16 protein-coding genes are annotated in these 18,719 nt (G+C 75.3%); 5 read left to right on the top strand and 11 right to left on the bottom strand.

The window, feature by feature from the left end; genetic code table 11:
- Window positions 1-78: 78 nt before the first annotated feature.
- The 4 genes from JOD57_RS00525 to JOD57_RS00510 all read right to left on the bottom strand — a co-directional run bounded on the left by JOD57_RS00525 (window position 79) and on the right by JOD57_RS00510 (window position 5,583).
- A complete protein-coding gene (locus JOD57_RS00525) occupies window positions 79-1,068 on the bottom strand; it encodes an acyl-CoA dehydrogenase family protein (RefSeq protein WP_204690100.1) in 990 nt (329 codons plus the stop codon).
- Entirely contained in the window at window positions 1,068-2,573 is a 1,506-nt protein-coding gene (dop, locus tag JOD57_RS00520) for a depupylase/deamidase Dop (RefSeq protein WP_239567996.1), read from the bottom strand. The genes JOD57_RS00525 and dop overlap by 1 nt, the downstream gene beginning before the upstream one ends.
- Window positions 2,574-2,712: 139 nt before the next feature.
- Window positions 2,713-4,437 carry a proteasome ATPase gene (arc, locus tag JOD57_RS00515; RefSeq protein ID WP_307824338.1) on the bottom strand — a complete coding sequence of 575 codons (1,725 nt, stop codon included), beginning with the start codon at window positions 4,435-4,437 and terminating at the stop codon, window positions 2,713-2,715.
- Window positions 4,438-4,578: 141 nt separating this feature from the next.
- Entirely contained in the window at window positions 4,579-5,583 is a 1,005-nt protein-coding gene (locus JOD57_RS00510) for a tRNA (adenine-N1)-methyltransferase (RefSeq protein ID WP_443667575.1), read from the bottom strand.
- Between the two features lie 87 nt (window positions 5,584-5,670).
- Between JOD57_RS00510 and JOD57_RS00505 the strand changes: the two genes are divergently transcribed.
- Genes JOD57_RS00505 through JOD57_RS00495 form a run of 3 tightly spaced genes read left to right on the top strand, consistent with a single transcriptional unit; the run spans window position 5,671 to window position 8,400 of the window.
- Window positions 5,671-6,603, top strand: a complete 933-nt coding sequence (locus JOD57_RS00505; protein WP_239567993.1) for a RecB family exonuclease — start codon at window positions 5,671-5,673, stop codon at window positions 6,601-6,603.
- Window positions 6,492-7,175 (top strand): GNAT family N-acetyltransferase, encoded by a 684-nt coding sequence (locus JOD57_RS00500; protein ID WP_307824337.1) that lies wholly within the window; start codon window positions 6,492-6,494, stop codon window positions 7,173-7,175. Before JOD57_RS00505 ends, JOD57_RS00500 begins: the two co-directional genes overlap by 112 nt.
- Window positions 7,176-7,212: 37 nt before the next feature.
- Window positions 7,213-8,400 (top strand): amidohydrolase family protein, encoded by a 1,188-nt coding sequence (locus tag JOD57_RS00495; protein WP_204690097.1) that lies wholly within the window; start codon window positions 7,213-7,215, stop codon window positions 8,398-8,400.
- Here the strand turns inward: JOD57_RS00495 and JOD57_RS00490 are convergent.
- The gene (locus JOD57_RS00490; RefSeq protein ID WP_204690095.1) at window positions 8,397-9,101 is read right to left on the bottom strand and encodes an HAD family hydrolase; all 705 of its coding nucleotides are present in this window, start codon (window positions 9,099-9,101) and stop codon (window positions 8,397-8,399) included. The genes JOD57_RS00495 and JOD57_RS00490 overlap by 4 nt on opposite strands.
- A 194-nt stretch (window positions 9,102-9,295) precedes the next feature.
- Window positions 9,296-10,699 carry a threonine/serine exporter family protein gene (locus tag JOD57_RS00485; RefSeq protein ID WP_307824336.1) on the bottom strand — a complete coding sequence of 468 codons (1,404 nt, stop codon included), beginning with the start codon at window positions 10,697-10,699 and terminating at the stop codon, window positions 9,296-9,298.
- A 272-nt stretch (window positions 10,700-10,971) separates the two neighbouring features.
- Here JOD57_RS00485 and JOD57_RS00480 point away from each other — a divergent pair, with 272 nt between their 5' ends.
- The gene (locus JOD57_RS00480; protein WP_204690094.1) at window positions 10,972-12,426 is read left to right on the top strand and encodes an amino acid permease; all 1,455 of its coding nucleotides are present in this window, start codon (window positions 10,972-10,974) and stop codon (window positions 12,424-12,426) included.
- A gap of 110 nt (window positions 12,427-12,536) precedes the next feature.
- Here JOD57_RS00480 and JOD57_RS00475 read toward each other — a convergent pair whose 3' ends face one another.
- Genes JOD57_RS00475 through JOD57_RS00465 form a run of 3 tightly spaced genes read right to left on the bottom strand, consistent with a single transcriptional unit; the run spans window position 12,537 to window position 15,372 of the window.
- Window positions 12,537-13,562: an NAD(P)-dependent alcohol dehydrogenase gene (locus tag JOD57_RS00475; RefSeq protein ID WP_204690093.1), complete on the bottom strand. Its 1,026-nt coding sequence runs from the start codon at window positions 13,560-13,562 to the stop codon at window positions 12,537-12,539.
- Window positions 13,559-14,317: a metal-sulfur cluster assembly factor gene (locus JOD57_RS00470; RefSeq protein ID WP_204690092.1), complete on the bottom strand. Its 759-nt coding sequence runs from the start codon at window positions 14,315-14,317 to the stop codon at window positions 13,559-13,561. The genes JOD57_RS00475 and JOD57_RS00470 overlap by 4 nt, the downstream gene beginning before the upstream one ends.
- 11 nt (window positions 14,318-14,328) lie before the next feature.
- The gene (locus JOD57_RS00465; protein WP_204690091.1) at window positions 14,329-15,372 is read right to left on the bottom strand and encodes an amidohydrolase family protein; all 1,044 of its coding nucleotides are present in this window, start codon (window positions 15,370-15,372) and stop codon (window positions 14,329-14,331) included.
- Window positions 15,373-15,569: 197 nt separating this feature from the next.
- Between JOD57_RS00465 and JOD57_RS00460 the strand changes: the two genes are divergently transcribed.
- On the top strand, window positions 15,570-17,060 hold the full coding sequence (locus JOD57_RS00460) for an AAA-type ATPase lid domain-containing protein (protein WP_307824335.1): 1,491 nt from the start codon (window positions 15,570-15,572) through the stop codon (window positions 17,058-17,060).
- Between the two features lie 12 nt (window positions 17,061-17,072).
- On the opposite strand, the gene JOD57_RS00455 is transcribed toward JOD57_RS00460, so the two are convergent.
- Window positions 17,073-17,792, bottom strand: a complete 720-nt coding sequence (locus JOD57_RS00455) for a class F sortase (protein ID WP_307824334.1) — start codon at window positions 17,790-17,792, stop codon at window positions 17,073-17,075.
- An 83-nt stretch (window positions 17,793-17,875) separates the two neighbouring features.
- Window positions 17,876-18,643, bottom strand: coding sequence for a GVDTG sorting domain-containing protein (locus tag JOD57_RS00450; RefSeq protein WP_204690090.1), 768 nt, complete (start codon window positions 18,641-18,643; stop codon window positions 17,876-17,878).
- Between the last annotated feature and the right edge of the window lie 76 nt (window positions 18,644-18,719).

Below are 18,719 nucleotides of genomic sequence, written 5' to 3'. Positions count from 1 at the left end.
TACCGACAGCCGTGGGTCCCCCGGCCCGGACCGGGGACGGTCGCGGCGGGCAGTTGGGCATAACGGTCGTGCGCGGGCTCAGCCCCCCGCGCCCAGCCGGCTCAGCAGCGACGCCCGGATCGCCGGCCGCGAACCGAACACCAGCAGGAACACCGCCTCCCGCACGGTCCGCTCGGCGGCGCTGCCGGCACGGACCGCACCGCTCCCGGTGGCCACCACCAGCGCGCCCGCCGCACGGTGCGCCAGCGCCGCCGCCTCCCCGCGGGCGTCCGGCAGCTCCTCCGGCGCGGCCGCGTCGAGCCGGGCGCGGGCGGCGGCCAGGTCGTCGTCCAGCGGCGAGGGGCCGATCAGCCGGGTGCAGCGCAGCGCCAGGCCGAGCGCCAGCGACCCGTTGACCCGCAGCGTGGCCGCGTCCGCAGCCAGCAGCCCGGCCAGCGGCGCGCGGTGCACCAGCCGCCCGGCCGGCACCCGGTGCCCGGCGAGCCGCAGCTCCACCGTGGCACTCGCCTGCACCGCCACCATCCGCTGCGGCGCCACGGCCAGGGTCGGCCCCTCGACCGCGTCGGCCAGCACGAAGACCACCTCCTCGCCGTCCCGGGCCGCCACCAGGACGACGTCGACGGCGCCCCAGCCGGTCACCCACGGGACCGCGCCGTCGAGGACCAGGTCCCCGCCGTCCGCCCGCACCCGGATCGCCGGCGGGCCGGGCCGCACCGCCGCCTGCAGCGCGATCCCGGCCCGGAGCCGGCCGGCGCAGAGGTCGGCGAGGCGCGCGCGCACCGGCGGCGGCCCGTGCGCGGCCACCCGCACCACCACGCCCAGGTGCTGCAGCCACACGAACGTCGTGGCGAGGTCGCCCGCGGCCAGCTCCTCGACGACCGCCGCCACCGCCGCCACGTCGCCGCCCAGCCCGCCGGACGAGCGCGGTCCGGTGAGCCCGTACAGGCCGGCGGCGGCCAGCGCGTCGAGGTGCCCGCGCGGCAGCGCCCCGGCCGCGTCGACCGCCCCGGCGGCCGGCGCGAGCAGGTCGGCGGCCAGCGCCCGCGCGGCCGCGACGACGTCCGCCATCAGCCGCCGGTGATCGTGTCGACCAGCTCCTGCGCCGACGACGTCGACTCGAACAGCAGGCCGACGTGCTCCCGGGTGCCGCGCAGCGGCTCCATCGTCGGGATGCGCACCAGGTTCTCCCGGCCGAGGTCGAAGACCACCGAGTCCCACGACGCGGCGGCCACCTGGGCCGGGAAGCGCCGCAGGCACTCGCCGCGGAAGAACGCCCGGGTGTCCGACGGCGGGGTGACCATCGCGCGGGTCACCTCGTCGTCGGTGAGCAGCCGCTGCATCGAGCCGCGCGCCACGAGCCGGGCGTAGAGGCCCTTGTCCGGGCGGACGTCGGCGTACTGCAGGTCCACCAGCTGCAGTCGCGAGTCCCCCCAGTCCAGGCCGTCGCGGGCGCGGTAGCCCTCGAGGAGGCGCAGCTTGGCCGGCCAGTCCAGCCGGTCGGCGCAGCGCATCGGGTCGACGGCGAGGTCGTCGAGCACCTCGGCCCAGCGGCGCAGCACGTCGGCGGTCTGCTCGTCGCCGCTGCCGGTGCGGTCGACGAAGCGCGCGGCCTGGTCGAGGTAGGCCCGCTGGACGTCGAGGGCGCTCATCCGGCGCCCGTCGCGCAGCCGCACCCGGGTGGCCAGCGTCGGGTCGTGGCTGATCGCCTGCAGCGCGGCGACCGGCTCCTCGATTGAGAGGTCCTCGGTCAGCGCCCGGGCCTCGATCATCGCCAGCACCAGCGACGTCGTCCCGACCTTGAGGTAGGTGGCCAGCTCGGCGAGGTTCGCGTCGCCGATGATGACGTGCAGGCGGCGGTACTCGTCGGGGTTGGCGTGCGGCTCGTCGCGGGTGTTGATGATCGGCCGCTTGAGCGTCGTCTCCAGCCCGACCTCGACCTCGAAGAAGTCGGCACGCGAGGAGATCTGGAAGCCCCTGGTGCGGCTCTCGGTGCCGATGCCGACCCGGCCGGCACCGGCGAAGACCTGCCGGGTCACGAAGAAGGGGATGAGCCCGCGGATGATGTCGATGAACGGCGTCCGCCGGTCCATCAGGTAGTTCTCGTGCGCGCCGTAGCTGGCGCCCTTGCCGTCGGTGTTGTTCTTGTACAGCTGGATCGGCTGGGTCCCCGGGATGCGCGCGGCCCGGCGGGCCGCCTCGGCCATCACCCGCTCCCCCGCCTTGTCCCAGAGGACGACGTCGCGCGGGTTGGTGACCTCCGGCGTCGAGTACTCCGGGTGCGCGTGGTCGACGTAGAGCCGCGCGCCGTTGGTGAGGATGACGTTGGCCATCCCCGAGTCCTCGTCGAGGTCGGTGTGGTCCAGCGCGTTGGCCGGCGAGAGGTCGAAGCCGCGGGCGTCGCGCAGCGGCGACTCCTCCTCGAAGTCCCACCGCGGCCGCCGGCGGGTCGGGGCGTCGGCCACCGCCCAGGCGTTGACCACCTGGCTGGACAGGGTCGTGGGGTTGGCCGTGGGCTGCCCGGGGACCGAGATGCCGTACTCGACCTCGGTCCCCATGACCCGGCGCACGCTCATGCTCCCGAGACTAGGCGCCGCCCACGCGGGGCCCGGTGGTGCGTGGAGGGCCGGCACCGAGCGGCGACGACCGGCTCGGGCGGGCGCCCCACGGGCAGCACCCGGCCGCCCTCCGCGCGGGAGGGCGGCCGGGTCCGGCTCAGAGGTACTGGCCGGTGTTGGTGGCCGTGTCGATGGCGCGGCCGGAGTCGTTGCCCTTGCCGCTGATGAGCGTGCGGATGTAGACGATCCGCTCGCCCTTCTTGCCCGAGATCCGCGCCCAGTCGTCGGGGTTGGTCGTGTTGGGCAGGTCCTCGTTCTCCTTGAACTCGTCGACGCAGGCCTGCATGAGGTGACCGACCCGCAGACCGCTCGACCCGGTCTCCAGGCTCTCCTTGATGGCCATCTTCTTCGCGCGGTCGACGATGTTCTGCAGCATGGCGCCGGAGTTGAAGTCCTTGAAGTACAGGACCTCCTTGTCGCCGTTGGCGTAGGTCACCTCGAGGAAGCGGTTCTCCTCGCTCTCGGTGTACATCCGCTCGACCGTGCGCTGGATCATCCCCTGGATGGTCGCCTCGCGGCTGCCGCCGTTCTCGGCGAGGTCGTCGGGGTGGATCGGCAGCGTGGTCCTCAGGTACTTGCTGAAGATGTCGCGGGCGGCCTCGGCGTCGGGACGCTCGATCTTGATCTTCACGTCGAGCCGGCCCGGCCGCAGGATCGCCGGGTCGATCATGTCCTCGCGGTTGGAGGCGCCGATGACGATGACGTTCTCCAGGCCCTCGACGCCGTCGATCTCGCTGAGCAGCTGCGGGACGATCGTCGACTCGACGTCGGAGGACACGCCCGACCCGCGGGTGCGGAAGATCGAGTCCATCTCGTCGAAGAACACGATGACCGGCGTGCCCTCGCTGGCCTTCTCCCGGGCGCGCTGGAACACCAGCCGGATGTGCCGCTCGGTCTCGCCGACGTACTTGTTGAGCAGCTCGGGGCCCTTGATGTTGAGGAAGTAGGACTTCGCCTGCCCCTCCCCCTTCACCGCGGCGACCTTCTTGGCCAGCGAGTTGGCCACCGCCTTGGCGATGAGCGTCTTGCCGCAGCCGGGCGGGCCGTAGAGCAGGATGCCCTTGGGCGGGCGCAGCTCGTACTCGCGGAACAGGTCGGCGTGCAGGAACGGCAGCTCGACGGCGTCGCGGATCTGCTCGATCTGCCGGGCGAGGCCACCGATGTCGGAGTAGTCGATGTCGGGGACCTCCTCGAGGACGAGCTCCTCGACCTCGCTCTTGGGGATCCGCTCGTAGACGTAGCCCGACCGCGACTCCAGCAGCAGCGAGTCGCCCACCCGCAGCGGCTGGTCGGTCAGCGAGTCGGCCAGGTAGACCACCCGCTCCTCGTCGGTGTGGCCGATGACCAGCGCGCGCTGCGTGACCCCGTCGAGCGGCTCGAGCAGCTCCTTGAGCATGACGACGTCGCCCTGCTTCTCGTAGCCGAGCGCCTCGACGACGTTCATCGCCTCGTTGAGCATGACCTCCTGGCCGGGGCGCAGCTCCTCGCCCTCGACCGCGGGCGAGACCGACACCCGCAGCTTGCGGCCGCCGGTGAAGACGTCGACCGTGCCGTCGTCGTGCCGGCCCAGGAAGACGCCGTAGCCCGACGGCGGCTGCCCGAGCCGGTCCACCTCCTCCTTGAGCGTGACCAGCTGCTCGCGGGCGTCGCGCAGCGTGCCGGCCAGCTTGTCGTTGCGCTCGGAGAGGAACGCCGCGCGGCCCTCCGCCTCGGCGATCCGCTCCTCCAGGACCCGCGTCTGACGGGGGCTGTCGGCCACCTTGCGGCGCAGCAGACCGATCTCCTCCTCGAGGTAGGAGATCTGGGCGAGCAGCGCGGACACGTCGCGCTCCCGCCGTGCTCGGAACTCGTCGGGACCATTACCAAGGCCGGGGCCCATCGCGCACCTCCGCAGATCGGGGGGAGCCAGGAGGCAAATCTATACACGCGGGCCGTCACCGCGCCGTGGGCTCGCGGGGCCCTCCTACTTGTGCGCGCGGCGCTGGCGGGCGGGTGCGACGACGCCCTCGGCGAGCCGGCGGGCGGTGACGAGGAAGGCGGTGTGCGCCACCATCCGGTGCTCGGGACGCACCGCCAGGCCCACGGCGTGCCAGGGCCGCACCAGCGACTCCCAGGCGTACGGCTCGGTCCAGACGCCCTGGGCGCGCAGCGCCTCCACGTAGGTGGACAGCTGGGTGACGGTGGCCACGTAGCCGACCAGGACGCCGCCGGGTCGCAGCGCCGCGGCGACGGTGGGCAGCACCGCCCACGGCTCGAGCATGTCGAGCACGACCCGGTCGACGACCTCCTCGGCGGGGTGGTCGGCGAGGTCGCCCGGGCGCAGGTCCCAGGTGTCGGGGACGCCGCCGCCGAAGAAGGCGGCCACGTTGCCGCGGGCGACGTCGGCGAAGTCCTCGCGCCGCTCGTAGCTGGTGACCCGGCCGTGCTCGCCGACGGCGCGCAGCAGCGAGCAGGTCAGCGCGCCCGACCCGGCGCCGGCCTCCAGGACGCGCATGCCGGGGCCGATGTCGCCGTTGCCGACGATCTGGGCGGCGTCCTTGGGGTAGACGACCTGCGCGCCGCGGGGCATCGACAGCACGAAGTCGGCCAGCAGCGGGCGGAAGGCCAGGTAGCCGGTGTTGGCGGTGGAGTGCACGACCGAGCCCTCGGGTGCGCCGATGAGGTCGTCGTGGGCGATGGCGCCGCGGTGGGTGTGGAACTGCTTGCCGGGGGTGAGGACGACGGTGTGCAGCCGGCCCTTGGGGTCGGTGAGCTGCACCCGGTCGCCGGCGACGAAGGGCACGGGCCCGGCTCCCGGCTCGGCGGGTCCGGCGGCCCGGACCGGCCCCGCGGCGGGGGCGGGCGCCGCGGCCGGCTGGTTGGTCGACGCCGCGGCCGGCTCGTCGGCCCCCTCCTCGGCGGGCACCGCGGCCGGCGCCGCCTCCGGGGCGGTCTCGACGGTCGCGGGGGGCTCGGGGTGCGGGTCCACGGGCGGCCAGCCTAGGCGAGCGCCGGACGCCGCCCGCCCGGCGCGGGGTGCGCGGGACTGTCGGTGGGGCGACCTAGCCTCGGAGGCATGACGGCGATGGTGCACACCGACTCCGCTGCCGGCACCGCCCCGGGCGCGCCCGGGCCCGACGCGGCGGCCGAGCGGGCACCGCGGCGGCCGTCGCTGTCGCCGAGCCGGGCGGCGGACTTCAAGACCTGCCCGCTGCTCTACCGGTTCCGCACCATCGACCGGCTGCCGGAGAAGAAGAGCGCCGCGGCGGTGCGCGGCACGCTGGTGCACACCGTCCTCGAGCGGCTCTACGACCTGCCGCCGGCCGAGCGCACCGTCGACGCCGCCCGCGGCCTGGTCGCGCCGGCCTGGGACGAGCTGCGGGCCGACCCGGAGGTCGAGGCGCTGTTCACCGCCGGCGACGACGACGCGGCTCCCCCCTCGCTGGAGTCGTGGCTGGCCTCGGCCGGGGAGCTGGTGGAGACCTACTTCTCGCTGGAGGACCCGACCCGCATCCAGCCCGAGGGCCGCGAGGAGCTGGTCGAGGTCACGCTGCCCGACGGGCTGCTGCTGCGCGGGTACGTCGACCGGCTCGACGTCGCCCGCAACGGCGCGCTGCGGGTCGTGGACTACAAGACCGGCTCGATGCCGCGGGAGGCGTTCGAGGCCAAGGCGCTGTTCCAGATGAAGTTCTACGCGCTGGTGCTGTGGCGCACCCGCGGCGTGGTGGCCAGCCAGCTCAAGCTCATCTACCTCGGCGACGGCGACGCGCTCACCTACGCCCCCGACGAGGGCGAGCTGGTGCGCTTCGAGCGGACGCTGCTGGCCATCTGGGCGGCGATCGAGCGGGCCGTGGCCACGGGTGACTTCCGGCCCAACCGCACGCGGCTGTGCGACTGGTGCGACCACCAGGCGCTGTGCCCGGCCTTCGGCGGCACTCCCCCGCCGTTCCCCGCCGAGGCCGCCGCCGCGGCCGGGTGGCCCACCCTGCCGGTCGTCGAGCGCGACTGAGGAAGGACCCCCCTGCCCCCCGCTACTCGCGAGCTCGCAGCGGGACCCTGCAGGGGGGCCGTGAGAGCGCCGCCCTCTACCGGCCGCCCCACGAGGAGCTCGACGTGCGGGCCGACGAGCGCGTGCGGGAGGCCTGGACGACGCTGGCGACGCCGGGCCGGACGGTCCTGCTGGCCGAGCTCGGCGGGCGGCCCGTGGGCACCGCGGACGTCACGGTCGTCGCGAACGCCGCCCGCGGCGGACGGCCGTACCTGCTGGTGGAGAAGGTCGTGGTCGACCGGGCACACCGCCGCGCCGGGGTGGGCCGGGCGCTGCTCGCCGCCGCCCGCACCCACGGGGAGGCGGCCGGCTGCTACCCGCTGCAGGTCTCGGCCGACGACCCGGCCGCCTCCGCCTCCTACGAGGCCGCCGGGCTGCGGCACACGGCCCGGACGTACGAGCGGCACCTCGACGGGGCAGAGCTCCCCCTCGCGAGTCCGGGGCCGCCGTACCCCCCGCCCCTGCGGCCGGCGGGCCCTCGTCCCAGCGGAACGCGGCAGGACCCGTCGACACCGCTCGCCGTCCGTCACTAGCGTCGCCCCTCCTCAGTCCCCGTCCCTGGGAGCCGGCGTGCACGGGTACCGGGCGGGCACCGCCTTCGACGGCGAACGGTTCCTGCGCGACGGCGCCCTGGTGCTGGTCGAGGGCGGCCGGATCGTCGGGGTCGAGCCGGCCACCGCGCCGGCGCCGGAGGGCTGCGCGGTCACCGACGTCCCCGGCGGCACGCTCCTGCCCGGGCTGGTCGACACCCACGTCCACCTCTGCGCCGACGGCGGTCCACGGGCACTCGACCAGGTCCCCGAGCTGGACGCGGCGCGGCTCGACGCCGTCGTCACGGCCGCGGAGCAGGCGACGCTGCGGGCGGGGGTCACCACCGTCCGCGACCTCGGCGACCACCACTGGACGGTCCTCGACCGCACCGGGCGCGACGGTGCGCGGCCGACGGTCGTCGCCGCCGGGCCGCCGATCACCTCACCCGGCGGGCACTGCTGGTCGATGGGCGGCGAGACGTCCGGGGTCGCGGCCCTGCGGCGTGCGGTGCGCGAGCGGGCCGAGCGCGGCGCCGGCGTCGTCAAGGTCATGGCCAGCGGGGGCCTGCTCACGCCCGGCACGGACCTCACCGCGTGCCAGTTCACCGTCGCGGAGCTGCGCGCCGTGGTCGACGAGGCGCACCGGTCCGGGCTGCCGGTGACCGCGCACGCGCACGGCCTGGCGGCGGTCGAGCGCTGCGTCGCGGCCGGGGTCGACGGCATCGAGCACTGCAGCTGCCTGACGCCCGCCGGCGTCCGCCTGCCACCGGGGCTCGCCGCCGCGCTCGTGGCCGGCGGCACCGCCGTGTGCCCCACCGTGGGGTTCCTGCCGGGCGTCGACCCGCCGCCGCACGTGCAGGCCCGCATGGTCGCGGCCGGGACGACGGTCGAGGCGCACCTGGCGCACGTGGCGGACCTGCACCGGGCGGGGGTGACCCTCCTCGCCGGCACCGACGCCGGGATCGGCCCGGCCAAGCCGCACGGTCAGGTGGCGTACGCGGTGGCCGACCTGGTGGGCGCCTGCGGCGTGCCGCCGGCGGAGGCGCTGACCGCGGCGACGTCGCGGGCCGCGCGCGCCTGCGGGCTGGGCGGACGCACGGGGCGGCTGGTGGCCGGCCACGACGCCGACCTCCTGGTGGCCGACGGCGACCTCACCGCCGACGTGACCGGCCTGCAGCGGCCGCGCGTCGTGGTCGCCCGCGGCCGCGAGGTCGCGCCGGCTGCCTAGGCGGGGGCGTCGACGGCGTCGCGGCCGGCCAGCACGCCGGCGAGCCCGTCGAGCCCGACCCCGGCCAGCGTGTCCCGCAGCACCAGGCCCGGCGCGGGCGTCAGCGGCTGCAGCGACGGCACGCCGAGCACCGCGGCCCCGGCGGCCAGGCCCGCGGCCACGCCGGCGGCGGAGTCCTCGACCACCACGCAGTCGGCCGGGTCGACGCCGAGCGCCGCGGCGGCCTGCAGGTAGGGCGCCGGGTCGGGCTTGCGGGCGGGCACCTCGTCGCCGCAGACGGTGAGGTCGAACGGCGGCACGTCGGGGAAGGCGCGCTCGAGCTGGGCGATCACCAGGTCGGCCAGCCGCCGCGGCGTCGTCGTCACCAGGGCGGTGGGCACCGCCGCCGCCCGCAGCTCGGCGATCAGCTCCCGGGCGCCCGGTCGCCAGGGGACGTCGGCGGCCAGGAGCTCCGCGACGGTGTCCATGACCCAGCCGGCGTCGGCCTGCAGCTCCTCCTCGCCGCGGTCGAGCCCCAGGTCGGCGTAGAGGACCCCCATGGAGGCGCGCACGGTCGTGCCCACGGTGGCCTCCCGGGCGGCGGCGCTGAGCTCGCCGCCCAGCCGCCGGGCGAGGGCGAACAGCGCCGTCCCCCAGTGCTGCTCGGTCTCCACGAGGGTGCCGTCCATGTCGAACAGGACTGCGGCGATGTGGTCGGGCATGCGGATCGCGGTTTCCTCGGCTACTCGTCCCCGGGTGCGCGACGCGTGCGCGTGGGGGGCTCGGACGGCGTCTGGACCACCGCCGGCGTCCCGCGGGCCCGGCGTCGGACCTCGGGGGCGTGTCCGCGCGGGTGGTCTCCGCACCCGAGTGTCCCAGCCGGCGCGGCACCGCGGGCCGGGGCGGGACGGAGGTCTCAGTCGGTGGTCGTCGCGCGCAGGCGCACCCGCCGGTCGAACCGGTCGTGCTCGCGGCTCAGCGGCCGGCCGAGGTGCTCGCCCAGCGTGACGCCGGCGGCCAGGCCGAGGCCGATCGCGGCGGCACCGACGAGGGCGTCCAGCCCGCCGGGGACGTCGGCGTCCACGACGATCGCGAACAGGCCCTGGTAGATCGCCAGCCCGGGCAGCAGCGGGACGATGCCGCAGACGGCGACCAGCAGCGGGGGGATCCGCAACCGGCCGGTCAGGGCCTCCCCGCAGAAGCCGACGAGCAGGGCACCGGCGGCGCTGGCGACCGCCGGCCCCGCGCCGAGCGACCCGGCCGCCGAGGAGACCGCCCACGACAGCGCGCCGGCCGCGGTGGCGACGGCGACGCCGCGCGGGCGGGCGTAGGACGCCAGCGCCCAGAAGCCGGCGATCCCGGCCGCCGCGGCGAGGGCGACGGCGGAGGGCACGTCGGCGTGCGAGGGGTCGACCAGCGCCAGCGGGACCCCCGCCCGCTGCGCCAGGTCCAGCACGCCGGCGATGCCGACGACGATGCCGGCGGTCAGGGTCAGCACCTCGAAGGCCCGCGCGGCGGCGGTGACCGGGAAGCCGCTGATCGCGTCCTCGGCGGCGCCCACCAGGGACAGTCCCGCGAGGAGCACCACGATCCCCGCGGCGACGACCAGCGAGCTGCGGACGCCGACGTCGAAGACCACCAGGAGCACGGCCACCCCCGTCGCCACTGCGGCGCCGACCGCCTGCTGGAAGAACAGCGGGAGCCCGCGCCGGTCCAGCGCGCGCATGACCTGCTCGATCGACGCCGTGGTCAGCGCCGCTACCAGGGCGACCAGCCACCCGCCGCCGAGCAGGAACCCGACGGCGCCGGCCACCCCCGACCACCCCAGCGCGTGGATGCGGCGGCGGTAGGGGTGCGGCGCGGCGACGACGCGGTCCAGCCGGCGGTGCGCCTCCTCGAGGTCGAGGTCGCCCGCCCCGACCTCCCGCGCCAGGTCGGTGACCCCCTGCAGGCGGGTGTAGTCCATCCCGCGGGTGTGCACGATGCGCATGACGGTCAGCGGCAGGGCGTCGTCCCGGTCGTAGCTGATCGTCAGCGACGTGAAGGTGACGTCGACCTGGCAGGCGGTCAGACCGTGGGCCGCCGCCACCCGGAGCACCGTGGCGGTCACGTCGGCCGCGGAGGCCCCCACGGCCAGCATCGACTCCCCGATGCGCAGGGCCAGGCCCAGCGCCGCGTGCGCGGTGAGGTCGTCCACCCGGCTGGGCTGGGAGCGCAGCCCGATCGGCGCGGTGGGCGGACCGGAGCCGGAGATGGCCCGCCGCGCCCGGTCGGGCAGGCGGACGAACCGCTGCGGGCGGTACCGGGTCACGGGGAGCACCGGACGAGGTTACGGACGGGTGACGACTCCGCGGTGTCACGGCCCGCCGGAGGCCGCTGTGGCGTCCCCGACACCTGCCGGCGGGCTGCTGTCCCGCGGCGGGCAGGCGCGCCCCGCCCGGAGGTGGGTCGGCGCCTCCTTTTGCCAGACGGGTGGGGGGCGAGGACCCTCGGCGCGGAGCCGCCCCGGCCGCGCGCCCCGGAGTGTCCGGAGCGCCTCCCCGTCCCCGGCACCCGCCGTGCCCGGACGCCCCACGTCGAGGGAGCACACCGATGAGCACTCCGGAACGGCGGTCCGTCTGGCGGCGCATGCCGGTCGAGCAGATGGACGAGATCGAGAAGGACAGCGGCGCCGGTGCGCTCGCCAAGAGCCTCGGGCTCTGGCAGCTGACCGCGATCGGTGTCGGCGGCATCATCGGCGTCGGGATCTTCTCCCTCGCCGGGTTGGTGGCCGCCGGTGACGCGGACAACCCCGGCGTCGGGCCGGCCGTGCTGATCGCCTTCCTCATCGCCGGTCTGGCGTCGGCGGCCGCGGCGGTCTCCTACGCCGAGTTCGCCGGCATGATCCCGCGGGCCGGCTCCGCCTACACCTACGGGTACGTCGCCCTCGGCGAGATCATCGGCTGGTTCATCGGCTGGGACCTGCTGCTGGAGTACATCGCCATCGTGGCCGTCGTGGCGATCGGCATCTCGGGCTACCTCGAGGCGTTCCTCGACGGCTTCGGCCTCAGCCTGCCGACCGCGGTCACCGCGTCCGCCGAGGAGGGCGGGATCGTCAACATCCCGGCCATCCTGATCTGCCTGCTCGTGACCTTCATCCTCAGCCGCGGCACCAAGGCCTTCGGCCGCTTCGAGCTCGTGGCCGTGGCCATCAAGATCGTGCTGATCCTGTTCATCATCGGGCTGGGCGTCTTCTACATCAACGCCGGGAACTACGACCCGTTCATGCCCGCCGGGTTCGGTCCGGTGCTCACCGGCGCGGCCACGGTCTTCTTCGCGGTCTTCGGCTACGACGCCATGAGCACCGCCGCCGAGGAGGCCGAGGACGGCAAGAAGCACATGCCCAAGGCGATCGTCCTGTCGCTGATCATCGCGATGACGCTGTACGTGGCCGCCACCCTGGTGCTGACCGGGATGCAGAACTACCGGGACATCGACCCGACCGCCGGCTTCGCCTCGGCCTTCACCAGCGTCGGCCTGCCGGTGATCGCCAGCATCATCTCGGTCTTCGCCGTGCTGTCGATCCTGACCGTGATGCTGACCTTCCTGCTCGGCGTCACCCGCGTCTGGTTCTCCATGAGCCGCGACGGGCTGCTGCCGCCGTGGTTCGCCCAGGTGGACCGGACCGGCACCCCGCAGCGGGTGACCTGGATCGCCGGGGTGGCCTCCGCCCTGCTCGCCGGCGTCTTCCCGATCCGCGCCGTCGCGGACCTGACCAACATCGGCATCCTGTCCGCGTTCATCGTCGTCTGCGCCGCGGTCATCCTGTTCCGCTACACCCGGCCCGACACCCCCCGCTCCTTCCGCCTGCCCTTCATGCCCTTCGTCCCCGCGTTCGGGGTGCTGTCGTCGCTGTTCCTGATCTGGCAGCTGCCCTGGGAGACCTGGGCGCGCTTCGGCGTCTGGCTCCTCATCGGGTTGGTCATCTACTTCGCCTACGGCCGCAAGCACTCGCTGTTGAACCCGGACAGCCCGCACCACCGGCGCGCGCCGACGCAGACCCCCTGACCGGCGGCGGGCCGCCCCGGCAGGGTCGGCCCGCCGCCGCGGGGACGGGCGGCCCTCCTGCGGGGTCCCGCCGCGAGCGTGCCAGCGGTGGGGGCAGGAGGGCCCTCCTCTCAGGGGACGAGGATGGCGCGCCCCCGGACCTTCCCGGCATCGAGGTCGCCGAGCGCGTCGACGGCCCTGTCCAGCGGGTACTGCTGGGTGTGCAGGGTGACCTTCCCGGCCTGCGCGAGCACCATCAGCTCGGCCAGGTCGGTGTAGGTGCCGACGATGTTGCCGACGACGTTCTTCTCGCCGGCGACGAGGTCCAGCGTCGGGATCCGGAGCTCGCCGCCGTACCCGATGACGTAGTACGAGCCGGCCGGGCCGGTCATGCGCCAGCCGTCCATCTCCGCGCCCTGCTCGGCGACGAAGTCGAAGACGACGTCCGCGCCCCCGCCGGTCAGGTCCTGGACCGCCTGCACCTGGTCACCGTCGGCGACCACGGTCTCGTCCGCCCCGATCTGCCGGGCGAGCTCCAGGGCGTCGGGGTTGCGGTCGACGACGACGACCCGGGTGCCCGACAGGGCGGCCAGGCACTGGACGCCGATGTGGCCGAGCCCCCCGGCGCCCTGCACGACCGCCGTCGTGCCCGGGTGCAGCAGCGGCAGGGCCTTGCGCACGGCGTGGTAGGCGGTGATGCCGGCGTCGGCGAGGGCGGCGACGTCGGCGGGGTCGGTCGACGGGTCGAGCTTCACGCAGGCGCGGGCGGTGGTGCGCAGGTACTCGGCCATGCCGCCGTCGTCGTTGGACAACCCGGGGAAGAAGGCGTTCTCGCACTGCATGTCCCGGCCGGCGCGGCAGGGCGTGCACAGGCCGCAGCTGGGCTGGGGGTGCAGGATCACGGTGTCACCGACGGCGACGTTGGTGACCCCCTCCCCGACCTGGTGCACCCACCCGGCGTTCTCGTGCCCGATCACGTAGGGCAGGTCCGGGTTCTGCAGGTCGGCCCACTGGCCCTCGAGGATGTGCAGGTCGGTCCGGCAGACCCCGGCGCCGCCGACCTTGACGATGACGTCGAAGGGACCCCGGAGCTGCGGTTCGGGGATGTCGTCGATCCTGGGGTCGGCGTGGTAGTCGTGCACGCGGACGGCCTTCACGGGCGGGTTCCCTTCGAGACGGTGAGCGGGAGCAGCGGTCGGTCCTCGGGGCGGGGCGCCTGGTCGGCCTCCGACCCGGGGTAGCGGGTGGTGAGCAGCCCGCGGCAGAAGTGCGCGTTGCCGTCGACGGAGATGCGCACCGACCGGGCCCGGCGCAGCACCATCGGCGCCTGGGCGGGGTCGGGGCGGGTGCCGTCGTCGAGCACGAGCACGGGTGCGGCGGCGTCGACCGGCAGCCCGAGGGCGGCGCGGCGGCGCAGCAGCGCGTCGGTGGTGTGCTCCCCCGGCGGGAGGTCGCCGAGGGTGAGCGCGGCGACGTCGGTGTCCGGGGCGGACCGCAGCAGCGCGCTCACCGCCCGCTCCATCGCGGCGGTGTGGCCCTTGCGGAGGAAGGTCGCCCGCAGCGCGTCGAGGGACTCCTCCGCCTCGGAGCCGAAGGTGCCGCGGTAGCCGGCCCCGGCGGCGAGACCGGCGTTGATGAGGTCGGAGTCGGAGTGGTCGTCGAGCTCGACCACCACGCGGCCCACCCCCGGGACGGCGGTCACCGCGTCGGAGGCGTCGGAGACCATCAGCCAGGCGAAGTTCGGCGCGCAGAACGACGTGGGCAGGCGCAGGTGCACCTCCACCGCGTCGCCGTCGACGGCCACCGAGCGGACGAAGCCGAGGTCGGTGATCGGCTCGTCGAGCTCGGGGTCGACGACGGTGCCCAGCGCCGCGCGCACCTCGCTGCGCAGGTCCGGCAGGACGGCGGTCATCGGCGTCCGCCTCAGACCGACGCGAGGTCGGCGGCCGCGGGCTCGCGCGGGCCGGTCTGCGTCTCGTCGGCCTCGGGCAGCCGCAGGTGCGCGGGCACCTCGAGGTCGTAGAGCCGGGCGGCGTTGAGCCCGAGCACCTTCTTCTTCACCTCGGTGCTCAGCGGCGCGTACTCGGTCATGTCCTCGGGGATCTGGAAGTCGACGAACCGCTCGACCAGCCACTTGGGCGTCCACAGCGCGTAGTCGCTGGAGAAGAGGATGCGGTCCTCCCCCAGCCAGTAGACGAGCTCGCCCATGATCTGCGCGAAGTACCGCGGCCGGGTGTGGATGAACGGGATCGCGACGGCCAGGCCCGCGACCACGTTGGGCTCCTGGGTGGCGATCCAGCAGAAGTCCTCCAGGCGCGGCAGGCCGCAGTGCTCCACCACGAACGTCAGGTCGGGGAAGTCGGTGGCCGCGTGGTCGACGTCGGCGACGTCGAAGGCGTCGCGGTCCAGCGGCCGGATGGTCGGGCCCTTGTGGACGTGGATGTTGCGGATGCCCAGCTCGCGGCAGGCCTCGAGGTACCGGTAGGCCATGGGGTCGGACAGCTTCCAACCGCGGGACTCGCCGTGCCAGTCGGCGGTGTAGAGCTTCACGCCCTTCAGGTGCATGCGCTCGGCGTCGGCGCGGAGCTTCTCCAGGCCGTTCTCGCCGTCGCGCGGGTCCCAGTAGTGGTTGTAGGTCAGCTCGTCCGGGTGGGCCTGCGCGAGGGCGAACGCCTCCTCGGTCTGGCCGAAGCCGCGGTGGTAGAACTCCGCGAGCCGCGCCGGCTGGAAGACCGCGTGGTCGACGATCCCGTCGGCGAACACGTCGCGCATCAGCCGCTCGCCGCCCTGGTAGAGGTACTCCTCGTAGGGCCACACCTCGGACTCCGGGCTGAGGTTGCGGTGGTAGTCGTAGAAGCAGTCGATGAACTGCTTGCCGTGGATGTTGCGCTGGTTGTCCGGGCGGGCGTCCCACAGCGCGATGTGGGCGTCCACGACGTAGTACTGCTCGCCGTCCTTGGTGTACATCCGGGGCCTCCGTCGGCTCGGTCGTGAGGTGGGTCACCTCTCGGGGTCGACGCTAGGCAGCCGGACCGGGCGGGAACACCCGTCCGGTGTCTCACTTCGGGACACCGGCACCGGCGCAGGCGCGCGTAGATTGCGTGGCGCACACCACACCCCGCACGACCACCCGTGGCCCAGCCCTCGATGCCCCGGAGGCCCCCGTGGACCCGGACCGGGACGACCTGCCGGTGCCCCGCGGCCCGCTCGCCGACCCCGCCCTGGCCGGCCGGGCGGCGGCTCCGCGGCTGCGCGCGTCGTGGCAGCGCAGCCAGGGCTACGGCGTACCGCCGGACGAGGTCATCCCGGTCTTCACCGGCTCCCCCGACACCGGCTCGCTGCTGTACGAGTGCGCGCACCGCGTCCTCACCGACCTGCAGTCGGCGATCGCCAACGAGCCGGTCAGCCTGATGGTCGCCGACGCCGAGGGGCTCGTGCTGGCCCGGCTCGGCGACGACCCCGGCATCCGGCGGTCGCTGGACCGGGTGCACCTCGCGCCGGGGTTCACCTACAGCGAGCGCAACGCCGGCACCAACGGGCTGGGCCTGTCGCTGGCCGACCGGGCGCCCTCCCTGGTGCGGGCCGGCGACCACTACTGCACCGACCTGCGCGGCTACACGTGCGCCGCGGCCCCGGTGCTCGAGCCGGTCACCGGCGAGCTGGCCGGCAGCATCAACCTGACCACCTGGTCGGACGCCTCGTCGGACCTGCTGCTGGGCCTGGCCCAGACGGCGGCGTCCGCCACGAGCGCGCTCATGCTCGTGCGCGCCGGCGGCCGCACGGTCCGTCCGGCGCCCCGCGGCGAGGTCTTCTCCGTCGTCCGGGGCTCGGTGGCCGCTGACGACGGCGACCCGTGCGTCTCGGCGGGCTGGCTCGCCGCGGTCGGCGAGGCGTCGGCGGCGGTCGCCGACGGGCGGGTGCTGGCCGTGGTGGGCGAGCCCGGCGCGGGCAAGGCGACGCTGGCCGCCCTGGCGCGGCGGCGGCTGCCCGGGCGGCAGCGGTTGCTGCACGCCCGCGCGCCGGAGGACGGGGACGTGGCGGCGTGGCTGGAGCTGTGGACGCCGGAGCTGCGCGACCCCGGCACCTGCGTGATCGTCTCCGGGTCGGCGCACCTGCCCGCCTGGGCCGCCGGCGACCTGGCGCAGACCCTCGCCGCCGCCCGCCGCGCGGGCCGGCCGCAGCCCTTCGTGCTGACCGCCCCGGAGTTCACCGTGCTGCCCGACCCGCTCGCCCGCCTGGTCGAGGCGGTCACCGAGGTCCCGCCGCTGCGCGCACGCACCGACGACGTGCTGCCCCTGGCGCGGTGGGTCGCCCGCCAGGAGCGCCACCGGGCGGTCGACCTGACGCCGCGCGCCGCGCGGGCGCTGGAGGCCTGCGCGTGGCCGGGCAACGTCCGGCAGCTGCGCCGCGTCGTCCGCGACGCCGCGGCGCGCGCCGACGTCGTCGACGTCCACCACCTGGCACCGGAGGTGCTCGACGGCGGCACCCGGCCGCTGTCGCGGCTGGAGCGGCTCGAGCGCGACGAGATCGTGCGGTGCCTGACCGAGCCCGGCACCACGATGACCCGCGTCGCCGAGGAGCTCGGCATCGGCCGCGCGACGCTCTACCGCAAGATCGCCCAGTACAAGATCGCGGTGCCGCCCCGGTCCGGGTGAGCCGCCGCGGGCTCAGGCCGGACGGGTGGTCACCAGCGTGGCGAAGGCGATCACGTTGTCCTCGTAGCTGCGGGCCGAGGAGTCGAAGTCCCCGCCGCAGGTGATCAGCCGCAGCTGGGCGTCGTCGGTGTTGCCGTAGACCTCGATGGTCGGGAAGTCGTCCTTGGGGTGCCGCTCGACGCGGTCGACGGCGAACACCGCGACCGTGCCGTCCTCCCGCGCGACGGTGACCTCCTCGCCCGGCCGGAGCGCACCGAGGTCGAAGAAGACGCCGGGCCCGTGCTCGGCGGAGTCGACGTGGCCGAGCAGGACCGCGGGACCGACCGCACCCGGCGCGGGGCCGCGGTCGTACCAGCCCGCCCGGTCGTCGGCACCGAGCGGCGGGACCTCGACGGTGCCGTCGTCGTTGAGCCCCAGCCGCTGCAGGTCGCTGGTCACGCCGATGGAGGGGATCGCCAGCGACACCGGCGCGGCGGCCGGCGCCGCGTCCGCGGCCGCCCCCGTGCCGCCAGCGGTCCCCGGACCGGGCGCGGTGTCGGTCCCGGGCGGGGGGCCGGCCTCCCGCGGCGCCGTGCTGGTGGTCGTGCCGGCGGCCCCGGACGGGGCGGGCGGCGTGGGTGCGCTCCGCTGCCCGGTGACCGCGATGACCACGGCCACGGCGCCGACGACGGCGAGCGCGGCGGCCAGGGCGGTCCAGGCGCGGCGCGGGGGGCGGCGGGTCTGCTCGGTCACGGGGATCCTCCGGGACGGGACCTGAGGGTGGTGGTGCCGGGCCGCGCGGGGGACGAGGCTCCCCGCGCGGCCCGGCGGTGCGGTCAGACCTGGTCGGCCTGGCGGCGGCGGTAGGCCACGGCACCCGCGGCGGCCGCACCGACGAGCGCGACCGCGCCCACGCCGATCGCGGTCTGCTGCTCGACGCCCGCGGTGCTGCCGGCGCCGGTCTCCGCGCCACCGGTGGGAGCGGTGCCCATCTGGGCCGCCACCAGCGGGGCACAGGCGGCCGGAGCGGTCGCCTCCATCGGCAGCGACGGGTCCAGGTCGCTCATGACGTCGCCGTCGTAGGCCCCGCTGCCGTCCTCGTCGACGCCGTGCAGGACCAGCACCGCGGTGCCGGCGGCGAAGGACTGCTGCACGTCCTCGGTCACGTCGAAGGTGCGCTCGTAGCTGATCGAGCCGTCGTCAGCGGTCGGGAACCGGTCGATCGCCAGGCCGCTGCCGGGGCTGGTGTCCCCCGAGGTCGTCAGCGAGGAGCCGATGGCGCCGTAGTAGGGCGCCCCCTCGGTGACGCTCACGAAGCCGTCGCCGTTCTCGTCGTCGGCGTCGGTCGGGCACTGGCCCTGGGCGGCGATGTGGAAGTGCTGGGCGTGCGGAGCGCCGGCCAGGAAGCCGCCGGCCTCGATCACCACCGTGGCCGAGTTCCCCTCCAGCGTGACCATGCCGGTGCCGGAGACGCCGGACTGGTTGAGCGCCACGAGGTCGGCCTGGTAGCTGCCGTCGTGGTCGGCGAGGGCGGGGGTCATCGTCAGCAGCGGGAACGCGGCGGCGGCGATGGCGACGGTGGGTAGGGCGAGTGCCTTGCGCACGGTGGCTCCTCAGGAGTCTCGGCTTGTCGTGGGCGCCCGGGGGCGGCCGCACCGGGAACGGTTCCGAACCGCTCCC

This window comes from Geodermatophilus bullaregiensis (assembly GCF_016907675.1).
Classification (GTDB): Bacteria; Actinomycetota; Actinomycetes; order Mycobacteriales; family Geodermatophilaceae; genus Geodermatophilus; species Geodermatophilus bullaregiensis.
This window is presented reverse-complemented; position numbering and strand designations above follow the sequence as displayed.